The organism is Paenibacillus sp. FSL H7-0943 (assembly GCF_037963265.1).
Classification (GTDB): domain Bacteria; phylum Bacillota; class Bacilli; order Paenibacillales; family Paenibacillaceae; genus Paenibacillus_AQ; species Paenibacillus_AQ odorifer.
Window position 1 is genome coordinate 4,968,268 of record NZ_CP150148.1, and the last position, 14,652, is coordinate 4,982,919.

Annotated in this window: 17 protein-coding genes; 4 read left to right on the forward strand and 13 right to left on the reverse strand. The window is 44.1% G+C overall.

Annotated elements, in window-relative coordinates:
• Nucleotides 1-290: 290 nt before the first annotated feature.
• The 4 genes from NSQ55_RS21835 to NSQ55_RS21850 form a co-directional block, all read right to left on the reverse strand.
• Nucleotides 291-791 carry a Crp/Fnr family transcriptional regulator gene (locus tag NSQ55_RS21835; RefSeq protein ID WP_076134543.1) on the reverse strand — a complete coding sequence of 167 codons (501 nt, stop codon included), beginning with the start codon at nt 789-791 and terminating at the stop codon, nt 291-293.
• Between the two features lie 175 nt (nt 792-966).
• On the reverse strand, nt 967-2,895 hold the full coding sequence (locus tag NSQ55_RS21840; RefSeq protein WP_339174574.1) for a fructose-specific PTS transporter subunit EIIC: 1,929 nt from the start codon (nt 2,893-2,895) through the stop codon (nt 967-969).
• Nucleotides 2,896-2,933: 38 nt separating this feature from the next.
• Nucleotides 2,934-3,845: a 1-phosphofructokinase gene (gene pfkB / locus NSQ55_RS21845; RefSeq protein ID WP_076279191.1), complete on the reverse strand. Its 912-nt coding sequence runs from the start codon at nt 3,843-3,845 to the stop codon at nt 2,934-2,936.
• Nucleotides 3,846-3,962: 117 nt separating this feature from the next.
• Nucleotides 3,963-4,727: a DeoR/GlpR family DNA-binding transcription regulator gene (locus NSQ55_RS21850; protein ID WP_339169081.1), complete on the reverse strand. Its 765-nt coding sequence runs from the start codon at nt 4,725-4,727 to the stop codon at nt 3,963-3,965.
• A gap of 251 nt (nt 4,728-4,978) precedes the next feature.
• Here NSQ55_RS21850 and NSQ55_RS21855 point away from each other — a divergent pair, with 251 nt between their 5' ends.
• Both NSQ55_RS21855 and NSQ55_RS21860 read left to right on the forward strand, forming a co-directional pair.
• Nucleotides 4,979-5,251, forward strand: coding sequence for a hypothetical protein (locus tag NSQ55_RS21855; RefSeq protein WP_076130246.1), 273 nt, complete (start codon nt 4,979-4,981; stop codon nt 5,249-5,251).
• Nucleotides 5,252-5,441: 190 nt separating this feature from the next.
• Nucleotides 5,442-6,551, forward strand: a complete 1,110-nt coding sequence (locus NSQ55_RS21860) for an AI-2E family transporter (RefSeq protein ID WP_076134547.1) — start codon at nt 5,442-5,444, stop codon at nt 6,549-6,551.
• Between the two features lie 110 nt (nt 6,552-6,661).
• On the opposite strand, the gene NSQ55_RS21865 is transcribed toward NSQ55_RS21860, so the two are convergent.
• From NSQ55_RS21865 to NSQ55_RS21875, 3 genes are read right to left on the reverse strand one after another with little or no spacing between them, the layout of a single operon-like run.
• Nucleotides 6,662-7,066 carry a hypothetical protein gene (locus NSQ55_RS21865; RefSeq protein WP_036683006.1) on the reverse strand — a complete coding sequence of 135 codons (405 nt, stop codon included), beginning with the start codon at nt 7,064-7,066 and terminating at the stop codon, nt 6,662-6,664.
• Nucleotides 7,067-7,096: 30 nt separating this feature from the next.
• Nucleotides 7,097-7,765, reverse strand: coding sequence for a uracil-DNA glycosylase (gene ung, locus NSQ55_RS21870; protein ID WP_076304671.1), 669 nt, complete (start codon nt 7,763-7,765; stop codon nt 7,097-7,099).
• Nucleotides 7,766-7,809: 44 nt separating this feature from the next.
• Complete coding sequence (locus NSQ55_RS21875) at nt 7,810-8,466, reverse strand: ribonuclease H family protein (RefSeq protein ID WP_076184205.1); 657 nt, start codon at nt 8,464-8,466, stop codon at nt 7,810-7,812.
• Between the two features lie 208 nt (nt 8,467-8,674).
• On the opposite strand from NSQ55_RS21875, the gene NSQ55_RS21880 reads away from it, so the two are divergent.
• Nucleotides 8,675-9,268: a hypothetical protein gene (locus NSQ55_RS21880; RefSeq protein ID WP_076130242.1), complete on the forward strand. Its 594-nt coding sequence runs from the start codon at nt 8,675-8,677 to the stop codon at nt 9,266-9,268.
• A gap of 65 nt (nt 9,269-9,333) precedes the next feature.
• Here the strand turns inward: NSQ55_RS21880 and NSQ55_RS21885 are convergent, their stop codons facing one another.
• The 4 genes from NSQ55_RS21885 to NSQ55_RS21900 all read right to left on the reverse strand — a co-directional run bounded on the left by NSQ55_RS21885 (nt 9,334) and on the right by NSQ55_RS21900 (nt 12,084).
• Nucleotides 9,334-9,906, reverse strand: coding sequence for a type 1 glutamine amidotransferase family protein (locus tag NSQ55_RS21885; protein ID WP_076184206.1), 573 nt, complete (start codon nt 9,904-9,906; stop codon nt 9,334-9,336).
• The gene (locus NSQ55_RS21890; RefSeq protein WP_076130241.1) at nt 9,903-11,021 is read right to left on the reverse strand and encodes a hypothetical protein; all 1,119 of its coding nucleotides are present in this window, start codon (nt 11,019-11,021) and stop codon (nt 9,903-9,905) included. The genes NSQ55_RS21885 and NSQ55_RS21890 overlap by 4 nt, the downstream gene beginning before the upstream one ends.
• Before the next feature lie 97 nt (nt 11,022-11,118).
• Entirely contained in the window at nt 11,119-11,652 is a 534-nt protein-coding gene (locus tag NSQ55_RS21895; RefSeq protein WP_339169089.1) for a hypothetical protein, read from the reverse strand.
• 117 nt (nt 11,653-11,769) lie between these two features.
• Nucleotides 11,770-12,084 (reverse strand): hypothetical protein, encoded by a 315-nt coding sequence (locus NSQ55_RS21900; protein ID WP_076130239.1) that lies wholly within the window; start codon nt 12,082-12,084, stop codon nt 11,770-11,772.
• A 204-nt stretch (nt 12,085-12,288) separates the two neighbouring features.
• Here NSQ55_RS21900 and NSQ55_RS21905 point away from each other — a divergent pair, with 204 nt between their 5' ends.
• A complete protein-coding gene (locus NSQ55_RS21905) occupies nt 12,289-12,498 on the forward strand; it encodes a hypothetical protein (protein ID WP_036683023.1) in 210 nt (69 codons plus the stop codon).
• Nucleotides 12,499-12,575: 77 nt separating this feature from the next.
• On the opposite strand, the gene NSQ55_RS21910 is transcribed toward NSQ55_RS21905, so the two are convergent.
• Nucleotides 12,576-13,589, reverse strand: coding sequence for a Gfo/Idh/MocA family oxidoreductase (locus NSQ55_RS21910; protein ID WP_076217948.1), 1,014 nt, complete (start codon nt 13,587-13,589; stop codon nt 12,576-12,578).
• Nucleotides 13,590-13,620: 31 nt separating this feature from the next.
• Nucleotides 13,621-14,634, reverse strand: coding sequence for a Gfo/Idh/MocA family oxidoreductase (locus NSQ55_RS21915; protein ID WP_076308955.1), 1,014 nt, complete (start codon nt 14,632-14,634; stop codon nt 13,621-13,623).
• Nucleotides 14,635-14,652 lie beyond the last annotated feature (18 nt).

A 14,652-nucleotide genomic window follows, 5' to 3' on the forward strand; every position in this document is an offset into this window, starting at 1 on the left:
CGGCTAGACGTCCCACCAACCTCTACGACGGGTAAAACCGGAGGTATTGCTCCTTCGCATATATATACTCCTTCCCCTCGCAGAGGCGGTTCGTCAAGTAACAACGGTTTACGCACCTTCTACAGGGAAGCTAAGTATAAGACAGATCATAACGTTTCCAAATCGTCCTTTGGGGAATCGTCCTTCGGGGACACATGGTATCCTGATCCTTTCTCTAATTTGATAAGTTCTGTTTACATTATACCACGGAGCCACCCTACTCTAAACAGTTTGCCAGAAAAAAGCAGGAATCACTCTGTACTCCGCAGCAAACGGTTGATTGTTTCACGTCTTACACCGATCAATTGTCCTATTTCTTCCTGGGTCAATAACTCTGTTAGCGCTGCGCCATGAGAGTAGTCATTAAACCAGCGGGTTAGCAATTCCATACGTTCTGCAGGTGTACCTACAGTAAGATGATCCAGCCGTGTCTGCATAAACCGTACCTTCTCCTGAAGCAGTCTGGCGATTTCCATCGCTTGACCAGAATCATCCCGCAGTTGTTGATACCATTCTGCTGATGGAACTGCCTCCACCTCGCTCTTCATCATCGCAACTGCCGTTCCATGCGCCTCCTTTGGCGAAATGAGTGAATGATGGGGAACCATCTCACCGGGATACAGGATGTTGAATAACACCATGTTCCCATTCTCATGAAGTCTTGTGACCTTGAACAGCCCGCTTTTTACCTTAAATAAAAAATCACAGCTGTCTCCTTGGCGGAACAAGACTTCCCCCTTATGTAATATCATCTCGCTCGCTCCTTTTCCTTCTGATTATATATATTTTCAATTATATAAAATTAAACCTCATTTATGGAGATAAATCTACCTATGGGCGAGGAGGTGGGTGATTAATGTCCATACAAAAACTGCTGGGTGCCAGAATAAAAATTCTGGTACCCAGCAGTTCAATTTATTTATAAAGTTACTTTGCTTCAAGCGGTTTCTTCCATAATCCGAGCATCAATCCGGAGATGACCGAACCGATCAGAACAGCTAAGAGGAACAACAGCGCGTGGCTTGAAAGGGCAGCTACAAAGATCCCGCCATGCGGAGCCGGCACGTTGATATTCCAAAGCTGTGTAAGACCTCCAGCAACGGCCGAACCAAGAATACAAGAGGTTAGGACACGAAGCGGATCGGCTGCGGCGAATGGAATGGCCCCTTCCGTAATGAACGATAAGCCCAGCACATAGTTCGTTAAGCCTGATTTACGTTCTTCTTCTGTGAATTTATTCTTAAAGAAAGTAGAAGCCAGTGCTATTGCAAGTGGAGGCACCATCCCCCCCGCCATTACAGCAGCCATCATGAAGCCGTTGGTATTGCCACTGGTAGTGAATACACCGATGGCAAAAGTATAAGCAGCTTTATTGAAAGGTCCACCCATATCTATGGCCATCATGCCACCGAGAACCAGACCCAAAATAACAGCATTAACAGTTCCAAGATCATTAAGCCAATCAATCAGCCCTACATTGATCCAGCTAAAGACCGGATCGAACAGGTAATACATCAATCCACCGGTAATTAGAAGCCCGAATACCGGATATAACAGGATCGGCTTCAGTCCGTCAAGTGTTTTAGGCAGACCTGCAAATACTTTACGTAGTCCGATAATTACATAACCCGCCAAGAAACCAGCAGCCAGCCCGCCGAGGAACCCAGCGTTGGAATTCAAGGCCATGTAACCCCCAACCATACCTGGCATCAGAGCCGGACGATCACCAATGCTGAGCGCTATAAATCCAGCAAGGACTGGGATTAGGAAATGGAAGGCACCATCTCCGCCACCGATTGTCTGCAGTAACTGGAACAGCGGATGATCTGCTCCACCTACTTGTTCAATCAGGAAGGAGATTGCTAGCAGAATACCGCCACCGACTACAAATGGGAGCATGTGGGAGATCCCATTCATTAAGTCTTTATATATTTTACTGCCGATACTGCCAGATTTCTCTTTAGACCCTTCGTCATTGCCACCGCGACCTTCATTGTGATAGATCGGCGCTTCCCCATTCATAGCTTTACGAATAAGCTCTTCCGACTTACGGATGCCATCACTTACAGGTCTTTGCAGTACAGGTTTACCGTCAAAACGGGCCATTTCCACCTTTTTATCAGCTGCAACAATTACACCGCTTGCACGCCGAATCTCATCAGGAGTAAGTACGTTTTTGGCCCCTTCTGAACCATTCGTCTCTACACGGATATTAACTCCCATTTCCAGAGCTTTTTTCTTAAGGGCATCTTCAGCCATAAAAGTGTGTGCAATGCCTGTAGGACAAGCAGTTACAGCTACGACAAAAGCTTGGGAATCCGGGTTGCCCACGATTACACGTTCAGGCTCTGACTTCGCGGCAGTTTCAGGGGCTTCGTTCTCTTTCTCCTTAGCTTCACCTTCCGCCTGCTTGGCATCAAACAAAGCTGATACCTCGTCAGGAGTCTGAGTATTCATAAGCTGTTCAATGAACTCGCTATCGATCAGTAGTCTGGACAATGAGGCCAGTGTACGAAGATGCATATTGCCTGCTCCTTCTGGAGCGGCAATCATAAAGAAGATACGTGCTGGCTCATCATCAAGGGATTCAAACTCCACTCCCTTTGCGCTCTTAGCAAATACAACCGTCGCTTCATTTACCGCTTTAGTCTTAGCGTGCGGCATTGCAATGCCGCCGCCAATCCCAGTGCTGGACTGCTCTTCGCGCTTCAGAATCATCTCTTTAAAAAGGATCGGATCATTAATTCGGCCACTTGCAGCAAGACTCGCAATCAATTCATCAATTGCAGCTTCCTTAGTTGTAGCTTTTAGATCCATGATCATCGTTTCTTTTATCATTAAATCCGTTATTCTCATCATGCTCAACTCCCTTAAGTACTTTGAATGCTGTCGGCTTACACTTCTGAGATTTGGATCAGCGGTCTCAGCTGTTCAATGAATTCTCTGTCCGCTAAGTCATCAGAGAATGCGGTTGCACTGCCCGAGGCAACGCCTGCACGGAACGCCTCCAACAAGTCTCCTGTCAAAGACAGTGTCCCTACAAAACCAGCGATCATGGAATCTCCTGCACCTACAGAATTTTTCACTTTACCTGATGGTGCGTTGGCGTGGTATACCCCTTGCTCCGTAATGAACAAAGCCCCTTCACCCGCCATGGAAACCAGTACATTTTTCGCTCCTGCATCCAGCAGCTTGCGTCCATAAGTAATGATCTCTTCCCTCGTATCTATGGTTACGCCGAATAGCTCTGCGAGCTCATGATGGTTCGGTTTAACCAGCAATGGCTGATACGCCAGTGCTTTTTGAAGTGCAGCACCAGTAGTGTCAATGACGAATTCCGCTCCGCTCTGTTTGCACACAGCTATAAGCTTGTCATAGAAATCTGCACCCAGTGATGGGGGAACGCTTCCCGACAAAATCACTACATCCTCCGCGTTCAGAGCAGCCAGCTTTTGCAATAGTGCGTCGGCTTCAGGATCATGAATGACGGGTCCAACACCGTTAATCTCCGTTTCTTCTCCATGCTTGAGCTTGATGTTAATCCGCGTATCATCGGAAACAAACACGAAATCGCTTGAAATTGACTCTTCGTGTAACCAATCCTCAATATATCGGCCGGTGAAGCCTCCAAGGAATCCCATAGCCTTATTCTGAACCCCAAGCTGATTAAGCACTCGGGATACGTTAATTCCCTTCCCTCCCGGAAGCTTCAAATCACGTTTCATCCGGTTCAAGTCACCCAGTCTCAAATCTTCCACTTCCACGATATAATCAATGGAAGGATTAAGCGTTACAGTATAGATCATGATTATCCCTCAATTATGTTGGTTTTCTAAGCCATAGATTACCGATCACAAGTACGGCATCTGTAATTTCTCCAAACGATCACACGGTAATTCATAATTGCTTATCCTATATAAAATTTATACCAGCGTGAAATCCACACCCAATTGCGTGATCTCACGGATGAATTTGTCAGACGCTCCTGAATCTATAATGCAATGATCCATTTCCGTCACCTCTGCAACCTTGCTAAAGGATATCTGCCCCAGCTTACTGTGATCTGCCAGTAGAATAACTTGCTTGGCGACTGCGATCATTTTGCGTTTTGTAGCTGCCTCTAACATGTTCGGAGTTGTGATGCCTTCCCGCAAATCCAGTCCATTAGTGGCAAGAAAAGTTTTATCTACTCTCACCATATCTAAGGAACGTTCTGTCATCGGTCCAACAAAAGCCATTGTATCCGGGCGAAGCATACCGCCTGTAATTGAGACTTCGATATTGCGGCAATCCCGCAGCTCATTCAGCGCCATAATCGAGTTCGTAATGACTTTGATATTCGAAAAGTTCTTCAGCTCTCTGGCAATCTGCAGTGTTGTTGTTCCTGCATCAAGCAGTATTGCGTCCCCCTCCTGAATCATCTCCACGGCCTTACGGGCAATCCGTTGCTTCTCATCCAATAAATGGTCTTCCTTATCAGGATAAGCCGCCTCAAAATTGACGCTCTGCAGGGAAACCGCTCCGCCATGAGTACGCTTTAATAGCTTGGCTTCTTCCAGCTCCTTCAGATCACGGCGCACAGTAGACTCAGATACGCCCATTTCCTGACTTAGCTCCTGTACAGAAGCTCTTGAGTTTTTTTCCACAAAAAGCACGATTTTTTGTTTTCTCTCTTCCTCAAACATCATCGTGGCTCGCTCCTTTATGTGACAGCGCGACCTGTGCAATTCCTTGCGCTCATCTATGAATTTTCTTGACCGTTAATTGATTATATATGACCGTTATTGATCGTTTGTGCTCGTTTATGATTTTAACAGCGTTTTCATCCTGTGTAAAGTGCTAAAAAGAGACAGTGCAAAATTACATCCGAATTGCCTATCTCATATGCGGCATTTATAACATATTAATAATACATACCGGGAAAAGCGGGTGATCAGAAATGGCCAATGGAAGAAACAGCGGGAGAAATAAAGGCAACAGCAATGCTAATAAGAATGGGACCACCAATAACAATAATCCAGTGGAATCCGCAGAACTTAGCGCTGAGGATTATGAGATCATCGCAGCTGGACTTGTAGCCTTAGGTGAGATTTTTTCCTTTTTATCTCTTGTTAAAGCAAGACAAGTTACCAAAGAAACCGGAGGCGAAGATGTAGTTCCTGAAATCTTCACTTTATCCACTAGAAAATCTCATAGACGAAAGTCAAGATAATCTGTGAAAAAGCAGAGAAATAGTTATATCCCCTTGTTAAATTGCGAACTTTTTACTTGGCGTAACCTTTGTAACTAGAACCTCTATATGGGTATGCCAAGAACTACCTAAAAGGAATTGCCCGCTTTTGAATCAATACTTGTAAATTAGGGTTATTAAACTACATAGACATAAATTTGAATTTTGGGGGATGTTTTTATTGCCACAACAGAAGTATTTTCGGACAAGCCTTGCTATTATCGCCTTTTTACTGATTTTGTACTTAGGCTCCAAAGTAATGTTTCTCTTCGCCCCACTGGGTGCCATTTTCAAATTATTACTTGTTCCTATGATGTTATCAGGGTTCATGTACTACCTGCTGCGTCCGTTAGTAAGAATCCTTGAGAAAAGAAAATTAAACCGGGCGTTCTCCATCCTGCTCATTTATTTTCTGATTGCCGGCTTGTTCGTTCTCTTCTGGATTCTAGTCTGGCCGACACTGCAAGAACAAATTCAGAACTTTATTGATAACACTCCTTACCTCGTGCAAGGTTTGCAGGATCAGTTCAATGCATTGAGGGAGAATCCGACACTTTCGCGTTTTTTCAAAGGGGACTCTGACGTCGCGGCCCGTTTATCAGAATTTCTTAGCGATACTATTACCTGGGTTACCAATTCCATGTCCAATTTGATTGGCGTTGTTTCCAGCATTGTAGTGTTAATCGCAACTTTGCCCATCATTCTGTACTACATGCTAAAAGATGACTATAAGCTATCGCCTAAGCTTCAAGGCTTAATTCCGAGAAAATATCGTAAGGAAGGGCAAGAGATGTTTGGAGATATCGACAGCGCCTTAAGCAGCTTCATCGTCACACGCGTGGTGCTAAATGTCGTACTCGGTATTATGTTATATATAGGGTTCCTTATCATCGGACTGCCTTACTCCCTGTTGCTCGCCGTAATTTCAGTGCCCCTTAACTTCATTCCATATGTGGGATCATTCTTAGCAGCGATTCCGGTAATTATAGTGGGTTTCATTGAATCACCGACGATGGCCATATGGTCCCTGGTTGTAATCTTCATTGCCCAGCAGATCCAGGATAATGTACTCTCACCGATTATTTACGGAAAATCATTGGATGTTCATCCACTGACTACGGTCATCCTTGTCCTTATAGGTGGAGACTTCTACGGTATTATCGGAGTTCTTATTGCGCTCCCTGTTTATATGATTATAAAAATTGTTTTCCTGCGCGTGTATGAGATTATTATTGCAGACCGGATAGATGAAGCTGAGCCTATCAAAAAAGAGGAGCTATAACGGTTGCGAATTACTTCGCGAACGGGCGGAGCTTAACTATAAAATAAAAAAGGGTACGTCTCCAATCACTCGGAGTCGTACCCTTTTTTATTCTTTACAGGTGCCTGAAATCATCCTCGTAAAGAACGAACTACAAAGATGTGATTGCCCTTCATCAGGTTTTGGCCGTTCTGAAGAGTAACTGAACCTTTCGTATGTGAGGTAATAATCGTATTAAAGGCAATAAGCTGATCTTCTTTCCAGACGCTAACCGCCGATTTAAAATACACTGCATTGTCAAATTGCTGCCGATCTCTCATCACATAACCCACGGAATGGAGAACTGGAGGCAGCGCTCTTTCTTTTGGAGCCAGAGCCTTAATAACAACAATATCCCGAAACGGCACAGCAATTTCCTGATGGCCAATCACCGCCACCGATGCGGAAAGGTCCCATTTGCGCAGGATTCCCTTCATAATGGTATAAGGTTTCTCCCCGCAGTACATTATAACGGGTTTACCTACCCAATGCTTCATAGCTACCTCCCCTTCGCATCACTCCATAAATTATAAGTCCGGAATGAACCAATCTATTCCTGCCAACCCCTGCGACTCTAAAAATTGGTTGGCCTTTGAGAACGGACGACTGCCAAAAAATCCACGATGCGATGAAAGTGGGCTTGGATGAGGCGATTGCAGCACCTTATGCCGGCTTTGATCGATGAAGGCGCCTTTTTTCTGCGCATGACTTCCCCATAATATAAACACCATAGGCGTAGATCTTTCATTTAGCTTTTGCATAATAGTGTCTGTGAATGTCTCCCAGCCCAGACCTTTATGCGAACCAGCCTCACCTTCACGTACCGTCAGCACGGTGTTCAGCAACAACACTCCCTGCTCTGCTAAGTGCAGCAAAGAGCCGTGGTTCGGAACAGGCACACCGACGTCCTCCTTCAGCTCTGCATAAATATTGCGCAGTGACGGAGGGATACGTACCCCCGGATTGACAGAGAAGCTTAGTCCGTGCGCTTGTCCGGGACCATGATAAGGATCTTGACCTAAAATAACTACATGGGTCTCCTTATAAGGCGTTAATTTCAATGCTGTGAACAATAATTCTTTGGGCGGATAAACGTTATGTTCCTTATATTCTTGTGTTAGTGCGTCCATTAATTTTAGAAAATAGGGCTTTTGCATTTCATCCTGCAATACCTCATCCCAATCGTTGCCAAACATCCCCAAACTCCTCCTTTAACCGAAACCATAGCGATATAGCTTTTTTATTTCCGACCATAATCCGCTTTGATCTCGCCCCACTCTTTGGTCTGCCACTTGAGCACCTTATTGTCATATGTATTGGTTTGCAACCAACGCTCTGCCCGATCAATAAGCACCCAAATTTCCTCTGTTGAAGAATCGCGCGGCAAGGTTGTTGCCACCTTCTTCTGCTTCACCCATTTCATTGCATTTACAGAATCACTGTAGACCGTTTTATCGCTTCCCTCTTTCTTCAACAACGCCAAGGCATGAACAATCGCTAAAAATTCACCTAAATTATTAGTGCCCTTTTTGATCGGACCACAGGAGAAAATGATATCTCCCGTTTGTGTATCTACACCCTTATATTCAACAGGCCCCGGATTACCACGAGTCCCCACATCTACTGAAATACTGTTGTAATCAATCTCCTCAGAGGTCTCTACTGTAGCACTGCGTTTAAAAGAACTAGTCCCCTTAGACTTTGCTGCACCAGCTGCCCCTGTTCCCCAATTCCCCTTCCAGCCCGCTTTATATGCCGCATCAGCTGCTGCTTTGGATTCATAGGATTTATATTTTGCACCGGTATAATGATCTGTCTGTGCCTGGCATTCTGCCCAAGTGCTATAGACTCCCGGTTGTTTACCTTCCCAGACTACATAATATTTCTGTTTGGCCATGGATAATGCTCCTTTTCTACTGCCTGTACTTATTGTAATCCATATTGCTCGTGAATTCATCGGATAAATCACATTTTTCAGGTCATACTATACGCCAGAGATGTCCAGGCCTATATTACCATTTGTAGATTGATTGGTAAATTACTAACTAATCACTCTATAGTAAGCTCGAAGGATATCAGTACAATTACTTAGGGAGGTTATACAGATGAGAAAGATAGCAAGTGTTGCTGCGGTATTTGCTTTTGTGTTAATGGTCGGATGTGGAAATGCAACAAACAATGCCAATAATGCTACTGCAACAAGCACTCCTGAGAACACGAATAATGCGGGAACCACTAATAATACAGGCACGGCTAATAATCAAAATAACACCACAGATGCTGTAACCTCAGCTTCCGTAGTAGATAATGAAGAAGCCTTCAAACGCGCCATCAGTCCAGAAGGAACCTGGATTGCTGCCACACTTAAAGACTTAACCTTCACCGAAGATCTCGTGGTGGATGGAGAATTCATGAATAAAGAGGAACCCGCCAGAAAAATTGCTCTATACACACAAGATGCGGATCACAACATCACCAACTCCTTTAAACTGACTGCTCCAAAATTGACCATCAAGAGTAAAAACGCCCGCATCCAAGGCGGCACTTTTATTGGAGATGTATACGTAGAAGCGGATGGATTTACCCTGGTGAACGCAACCGTTGAAGGCAATGTCTACTTCGCAAACGATCAATATAAATCCACCTTTAATTCATCCGATCAAGGAAAAGTAACTGGTGTTACAGAAGTGAAAAAATAAGATTCAACCCCAAAAAGGTGATCTCAAGTCGTTAAGACTTGAGACCACCTTTTTTATATACACCCTTATTCTTGATAAAAACCATCTTTGAAAAAGTTGTACCATCCCTCGACGGTTTCGATTGGGAAACCCTCTAACTTCTTCATAACTTCCCTTGCAAATTCTAAAGAAGCTGTGCCATTAGCTGTAATAATATATTCACTCGAAACTGCCTGTTTTTCTATATAATTTGCTTCTCCTTTATAATTAGGAGCATTTTGTTTTAAATAATCCAATGAATTTCCGGTATGCGGTATGTTGTCTAAATAGCCATGTTCAGCCAAAAAAGTTGTAGCATCACATATAGCGGCTATAGGTACACTCTCCTGCAGACATTTTTCAATCACTGGAGTAATAGCTGAATTATCTTTCCAGCCTGTGCCCCCGATTAAAATCAACATTTCATACTGAGCAGGTAAACTGTCTAAAGTATAGTCAGGTACAACAGTAAATCCACCCATAGATTTGACATTGTCGCTAGTTAGAGCAACTGTTCTTACTTTATATTCACTTTCCTGCTTATTTAGTTCGGCACTAATATATCCGCTTTCCCAATCAGCGTAGCCATTGGATAGAAACATCAAAACTTCTTTTTTCATATATTAGCACTCCCTTTAAGTTCTAACGCCACTTCCGCCACTTCTCGCCCATTTACCAGCAGCACAATCCGGTGCTCTCCTGGATAATGACGCCGAGTTGTTAAATCAGCCCAACGATGTGTCCGTTTACCTGACAGAATTGTACCTCCAGGTACGGTCTTATCCGATAACAAAAAAGATTTACGGGAGGTTCGACCTGCCGCTTTGACGAAATAGATTCCGTATTCAATCCGAATCCGTGCCGGAGCTCCCTCACGAACTTGAAGCTTATACTGTAATTCAGAGCTTTCGCCAATGGTCAGGATTGAAGGTTCCAATAGAATGAAGGCACTCGTTATAAGTGGAGCAGCTTCGTCTGTCTGCTCTGCGTATCCGAATAAAGCCATAATCTCTGGCTCAGCTTTACGAATCAAAGAACGGCAGCCGTGCCGCACAATCCAGTCTGTATCGGGATGTGTTCCCTTCCAGCGCCGAGCGGTATCGAGCACCACTTCCGGATGATCCTTCGCAATATCATTCAAATGATTAGCGACACTTTTACGCACATACAGGGATGTATCCGCCTTAAGCTGCTCAAGTACAGGTAATACCGGAGCTGGGTCAAGCTTGAACATGGGAAGCGCCTGTCCCCAAGGCAGACGAGGCCGACAGCCCTCACTAGCCAGCCTACGTACATGCTCATCAGGGTGCTCCGCCCATACCAGCATTTGAGCCATCATCCGCTCTGGTTCCCGTAAGAGAAACGGCCTAACTGCAAATTCAGCCGATGATTTCGCTGTGAATCTTTCCAGCGCCTGCATAGACAATTCCCAATGATCGTCTCCCTGACCATATACCTCAACAAAATCCGGAAAAATCAAATAAGGAAATCCTACACAATCGTCAGCAATGGCGAATAGGATAGCCAGCGCTTCCTCATAAGGAAGCTTTAAGTGGCTGCCCAACGTCTCGGTGATCCGCCGCATTCTTGCCTTCAGCTCAAGCGTTTCCCACGGTTCAGTCATGGCTGAGCTTACAAATGCCTCAGTCTCGAAGACATTATGTACGCCACGAATCTTTTCGCCGAACTCACGCAGAAATTGTTCATTGTACATTGCTTTTAAAGGTTCAGCCATTCGATAATCCCTCATTTTCTTCTTTAGATCAGCAGACTTGATTCTGTCAGGAAATCGTAGCACACCCAATTTGACAACAGTATGTCAACTTTGGCAGCTAAGAATTAATAAGTACCTTTACCTCTTCAATCCCTTGTTGGGCTCGACTGTTTAACGCGCGCTTATCTTTAAGATTATGTTCTTTAAGTTCGTGTCCAGGATCAATGACCAGCGGCTGTGAGATTACATCCTCGAGAATTTGCACAGCAACCTTACAGCCTTGAAATAACAGTTTTTTTGTGATCACTTGGTTATGAGAACGAATGATTTCAAGCATTTTTTCCGCATAAATCAGTCTAACCAAACTATCGGCGCTCATAATATTCCGCGAAGCAAAAGAAGCCACTTTTTCCACAATCCAGCTATCCTGATAATTCCGCGAGATGGATTCCAGTATCGTAATCGCATCCCAGTCCCGTATCGACAACTGCTTGACGTGCTCCATAGCCCATTCCTGCAGCCATTCCAGCTCCACTTCTCTTGGAATTTCAAAACTTTTGTACTCCTTAAGTACTCCTGCTTTATGCATATTTAAAAAATGACCCAAAAACTGAATGTACAGCTCCTTGGCTCTTTGTGTCGGTTCTGTCATCTGGCAATCATCCTTTCATTATCCAAATCATATCCATTCCCCGGTTTCTTTTCAAATTAAAATAAAAAAGGACAGGTAGCGAAATCATCGCAATACCTGCCCTTTAATAACTTCTGGTTATGGTAAATAGTTTGCTTCAACCGGAGGGGTTTTCTCCACTATTTTCAGTTCTAGTCCTCCGAATCTCTTCGCCAGCTTGTTATATACCAGCGCTACCAGCATACCCACCAATCCATAAATGAGTATCAAAATAACCGGCATAATCAAATAAGGGATACCCATAACAACAATAAACGTCTCTTTAATGATAAGCCCGACCACCACCATCCCTAGACCTACTATAAACAATAGCAATGTAGGAATGATCATAAAATAGATAGTTGTTTTAAAAAAACTCTTTTTGTTAATTTCCAGCACTTCATAGTCTTTCATTATGTAATCCCCTTAATTTATTTAGAGTGGTAAAATTACCCTCTTCGTTTCATTAAAGACGATCTTAAATACAATTTCAACCAAATTTCTCATATTTTCGACTTTTACCAAAGAATTCTTCCTAAAACTCAACGATAAATCATGGTAAAATAACTCCTATGGTTAAAATATCATCATGTACAAGATGTCACCGGAGGGAATAACATGCCACAAACACTAGTGAAAAATATTGATTTTTTTATAGCTGCCTTATCCCAAACCTATATTTCTGCGCTACAGCTTGATCCTGATGGAATGTATTCAGAGGTTGCTTCAGGAATTGTTGAACTGTTCTCTGACGAACAAGTACGGCTGAGAAGATATGACGGATCAGTATCCCATTATGCAAGAGACAACACCAAATTTCAGCGATGACAAAAGGACGTGAACTGGAAAAAGGTCATTGTGAATGATCCTCTTCCAGCTCACGTCCTTATTCACTCTACACACAACTAATCTAGCACAATCCATTCGCCTTCAGCATCCGCTGACTTCATTTCTGCTTCCACGATTCTTAAAGACTCCGCTGTACTCTCTGGCGTACAAATAATGATAGGCTTATCCTGGATAATAACATCCAGAAAATATACAAGCTCTCTATAGTAGCCAACATCCGGTGAAAGTTCCGCTAAATAGCCTGCCCCGTCATTCGGATTGACCTTGACCTCGCTGCCATCAAACACTATATTTCCACGTTCAAAATTAACCCGGTACCCCATGTAAAAACCAAAATCACCTTCCAGCGTCCAATCCACCTGAGCATTAATTACTTTTGCATCCTTATAAAAATAGTGAGTCGATGCGATATCATATCCGCTACCCGGAAGGACATTACGTCCTAAGGATGATACTTTATCCGGTCTGCCGAACAGATAGTTAATCATATCCGTATCGTGAATATGCATATCCATAATGCCTCCACCGCTTAGTGTCTCATCAAGAAACCAATCCTTAGGAGCACCAGAACCCCTGTAAAAATACCCTTCCGTGACCTGACCGAACTGCCCGCTCTCTATCACTTCTTTTAAATATTCATACCCCGGCCAAAAACGGAGGCAATGTCCGATCATCAGTTTTTTCCCACAGCGGGCTGCCGTTTCCACCATCTCCAGCGCTTGTACGGAAGTTCTGGCCATCGGTTTCTCACAAAAAACATGATATCCACGTTCCAGCAGCGAACAAGTCATTTCCGCATGCAGATAAGTAGGAACCGCAATGTCGATCATATCCAGTTCCTCACTGGCTATCATTTTCTCCAGATCATCGTATAGATTGTAAGCTGACAAATCATAGACTTCCTGGGCAGTGCTCATATTCCCGCCTGCTTTTCCATCCTTTAATTCCTCAATTCGCAAATCACAGATGGCTTTAAGGGCAATGGGCTGCCCCTCTTCCGTTAAGCGCACATAATTATCAAAATGCATCCGGCCCATAAATCCAAAGCCGATCAAGCCTATTTTCAACATCGTGAAGTCTCCTTTACTAAAAGTATGTTACTTAACGTATCCGTATCCAGGCCCCTTCCTGATCAGCCGATTGGATTTCAGCCTCAATGATTTCTATGGACTGGGCAGCACTTTCGGGCATACATAGGGTCACTGGCTCATCGTTCTGGATGATTTTCAAGAAATATACCAACTCTCTGTAATATCCGGTATGCGAAGAAAGCTTCGCAATGAACCCCGGTTGACGATTAGGATTTACCTTAACTTCCGCGCCATCAAAGACTACATTTCCCCGTTCAAAATTAATCCGATAGCCCATGTAAAAACCAAAGTCGCCTTCCAGTGTCCAGTCCGCTTGGGCATTGACCACTTTTCCATCCTGATAAAAATAATGAGTGGAGACGATATCATAGCCACTTCCCGGTAAAACCTTCCGCCCAAGCGTTGATACTTTATCTGGTTTCCCAAACAAGTGATGGATGATGTCCGTATCGTGTACATGCATATCCAGCATACAGCCGCCACTTAGCTCATCATTGACCAACCACCCTTTAGGAGCACCGGAACCCCGGTAAAAATAAGCCTCTGTCACTTCACCGAACTCACCGCTAGCTATAACCCCCTTCAAATATTCATATCCCGGCCAGAAGCGAAGACAATGACCAATCAGTAATTTTTTTCCGCTGCTTTGCGCCGCCGCTACCATCTTCCAAGCTTCTGCGGAATGTCTCGCCATCGGCTTTTCACAGAACACATGATACCCTCGTTCCAGCAGCGAACAAGTCATTTCAGCATGCAAGTACGTAGGTACTGCAAGGCTAATAGCATCTAGTTCTTCTTTTTCGAGCATATGCTCCAAATTCTCATAAAGGCTGTAAGGGGATAAATCATATACCTCGTGGGCTGTGTTCATATTCCCCGCGGATTTAGTATGTTTAAGGACTTTAATCTGCGGGTCACAAATGGCAACCAGAGAAATCGGATGGCCGTCTTCCTGCAATTGAACATACTGATCAAAGTTCATTCGGCCCATAAATCCAAAACCCACCAGCCCCACTCTGAGCACAGCCTTCACCTCTCTTAA

Coding starts and splice junctions, on each gene's coding strand:
- NSQ55_RS21835 (WP_076134543.1), bottom strand. CDS start 791: ATGATATTACATAAGGGGGAAGTCTTGTTCCGCCAAGGAGACAGCTGT.
- NSQ55_RS21840 (WP_339174574.1), bottom strand. CDS start 2,895: ATGAGAATAACGGATTTAATGATAAAAGAAACGATGATCATGGATCTA.
- pfkB (WP_076279191.1), bottom strand. CDS start 3,845: ATGATCTATACTGTAACGCTTAATCCTTCCATTGATTATATCGTGGAA.
- NSQ55_RS21850 (WP_339169081.1), bottom strand. CDS start 4,727: ATGATGTTTGAGGAAGAGAGAAAACAAAAAATCGTGCTTTTTGTGGAA.
- NSQ55_RS21855 (WP_076130246.1), top strand. CDS start 4,979: ATGGCCAATGGAAGAAACAGCGGGAGAAATAAAGGCAACAGCAATGCT.
- NSQ55_RS21860 (WP_076134547.1), top strand. CDS start 5,442: ATGTTTTTATTGCCACAACAGAAGTATTTTCGGACAAGCCTTGCTATT.
- NSQ55_RS21865 (WP_036683006.1), bottom strand. CDS start 7,066: ATGAAGCATTGGGTAGGTAAACCCGTTATAATGTACTGCGGGGAGAAA.
- ung (WP_076304671.1), bottom strand. CDS start 7,765: ATGTTTGGCAACGATTGGGATGAGGTATTGCAGGATGAAATGCAAAAG.
- NSQ55_RS21875 (WP_076184205.1), bottom strand. CDS start 8,466: ATGGCCAAACAGAAATATTATGTAGTCTGGGAAGGTAAACAACCGGGA.
- NSQ55_RS21880 (WP_076130242.1), top strand. CDS start 8,675: ATGAGAAAGATAGCAAGTGTTGCTGCGGTATTTGCTTTTGTGTTAATG.
- NSQ55_RS21885 (WP_076184206.1), bottom strand. CDS start 9,906: ATGAAAAAAGAAGTTTTGATGTTTCTATCCAATGGCTACGCTGATTGG.
- NSQ55_RS21890 (WP_076130241.1), bottom strand. CDS start 11,021: ATGGCTGAACCTTTAAAAGCAATGTACAATGAACAATTTCTGCGTGAG.
- NSQ55_RS21895 (WP_339169089.1), bottom strand. CDS start 11,652: ATGACAGAACCGACACAAAGAGCCAAGGAGCTGTACATTCAGTTTTTG.
- NSQ55_RS21900 (WP_076130239.1), bottom strand. CDS start 12,084: ATGAAAGACTATGAAGTGCTGGAAATTAACAAAAAGAGTTTTTTTAAA.
- NSQ55_RS21905 (WP_036683023.1), top strand. CDS start 12,289: ATGCCACAAACACTAGTGAAAAATATTGATTTTTTTATAGCTGCCTTA.
- NSQ55_RS21910 (WP_076217948.1), bottom strand. CDS start 13,589: ATGTTGAAAATAGGCTTGATCGGCTTTGGATTTATGGGCCGGATGCAT.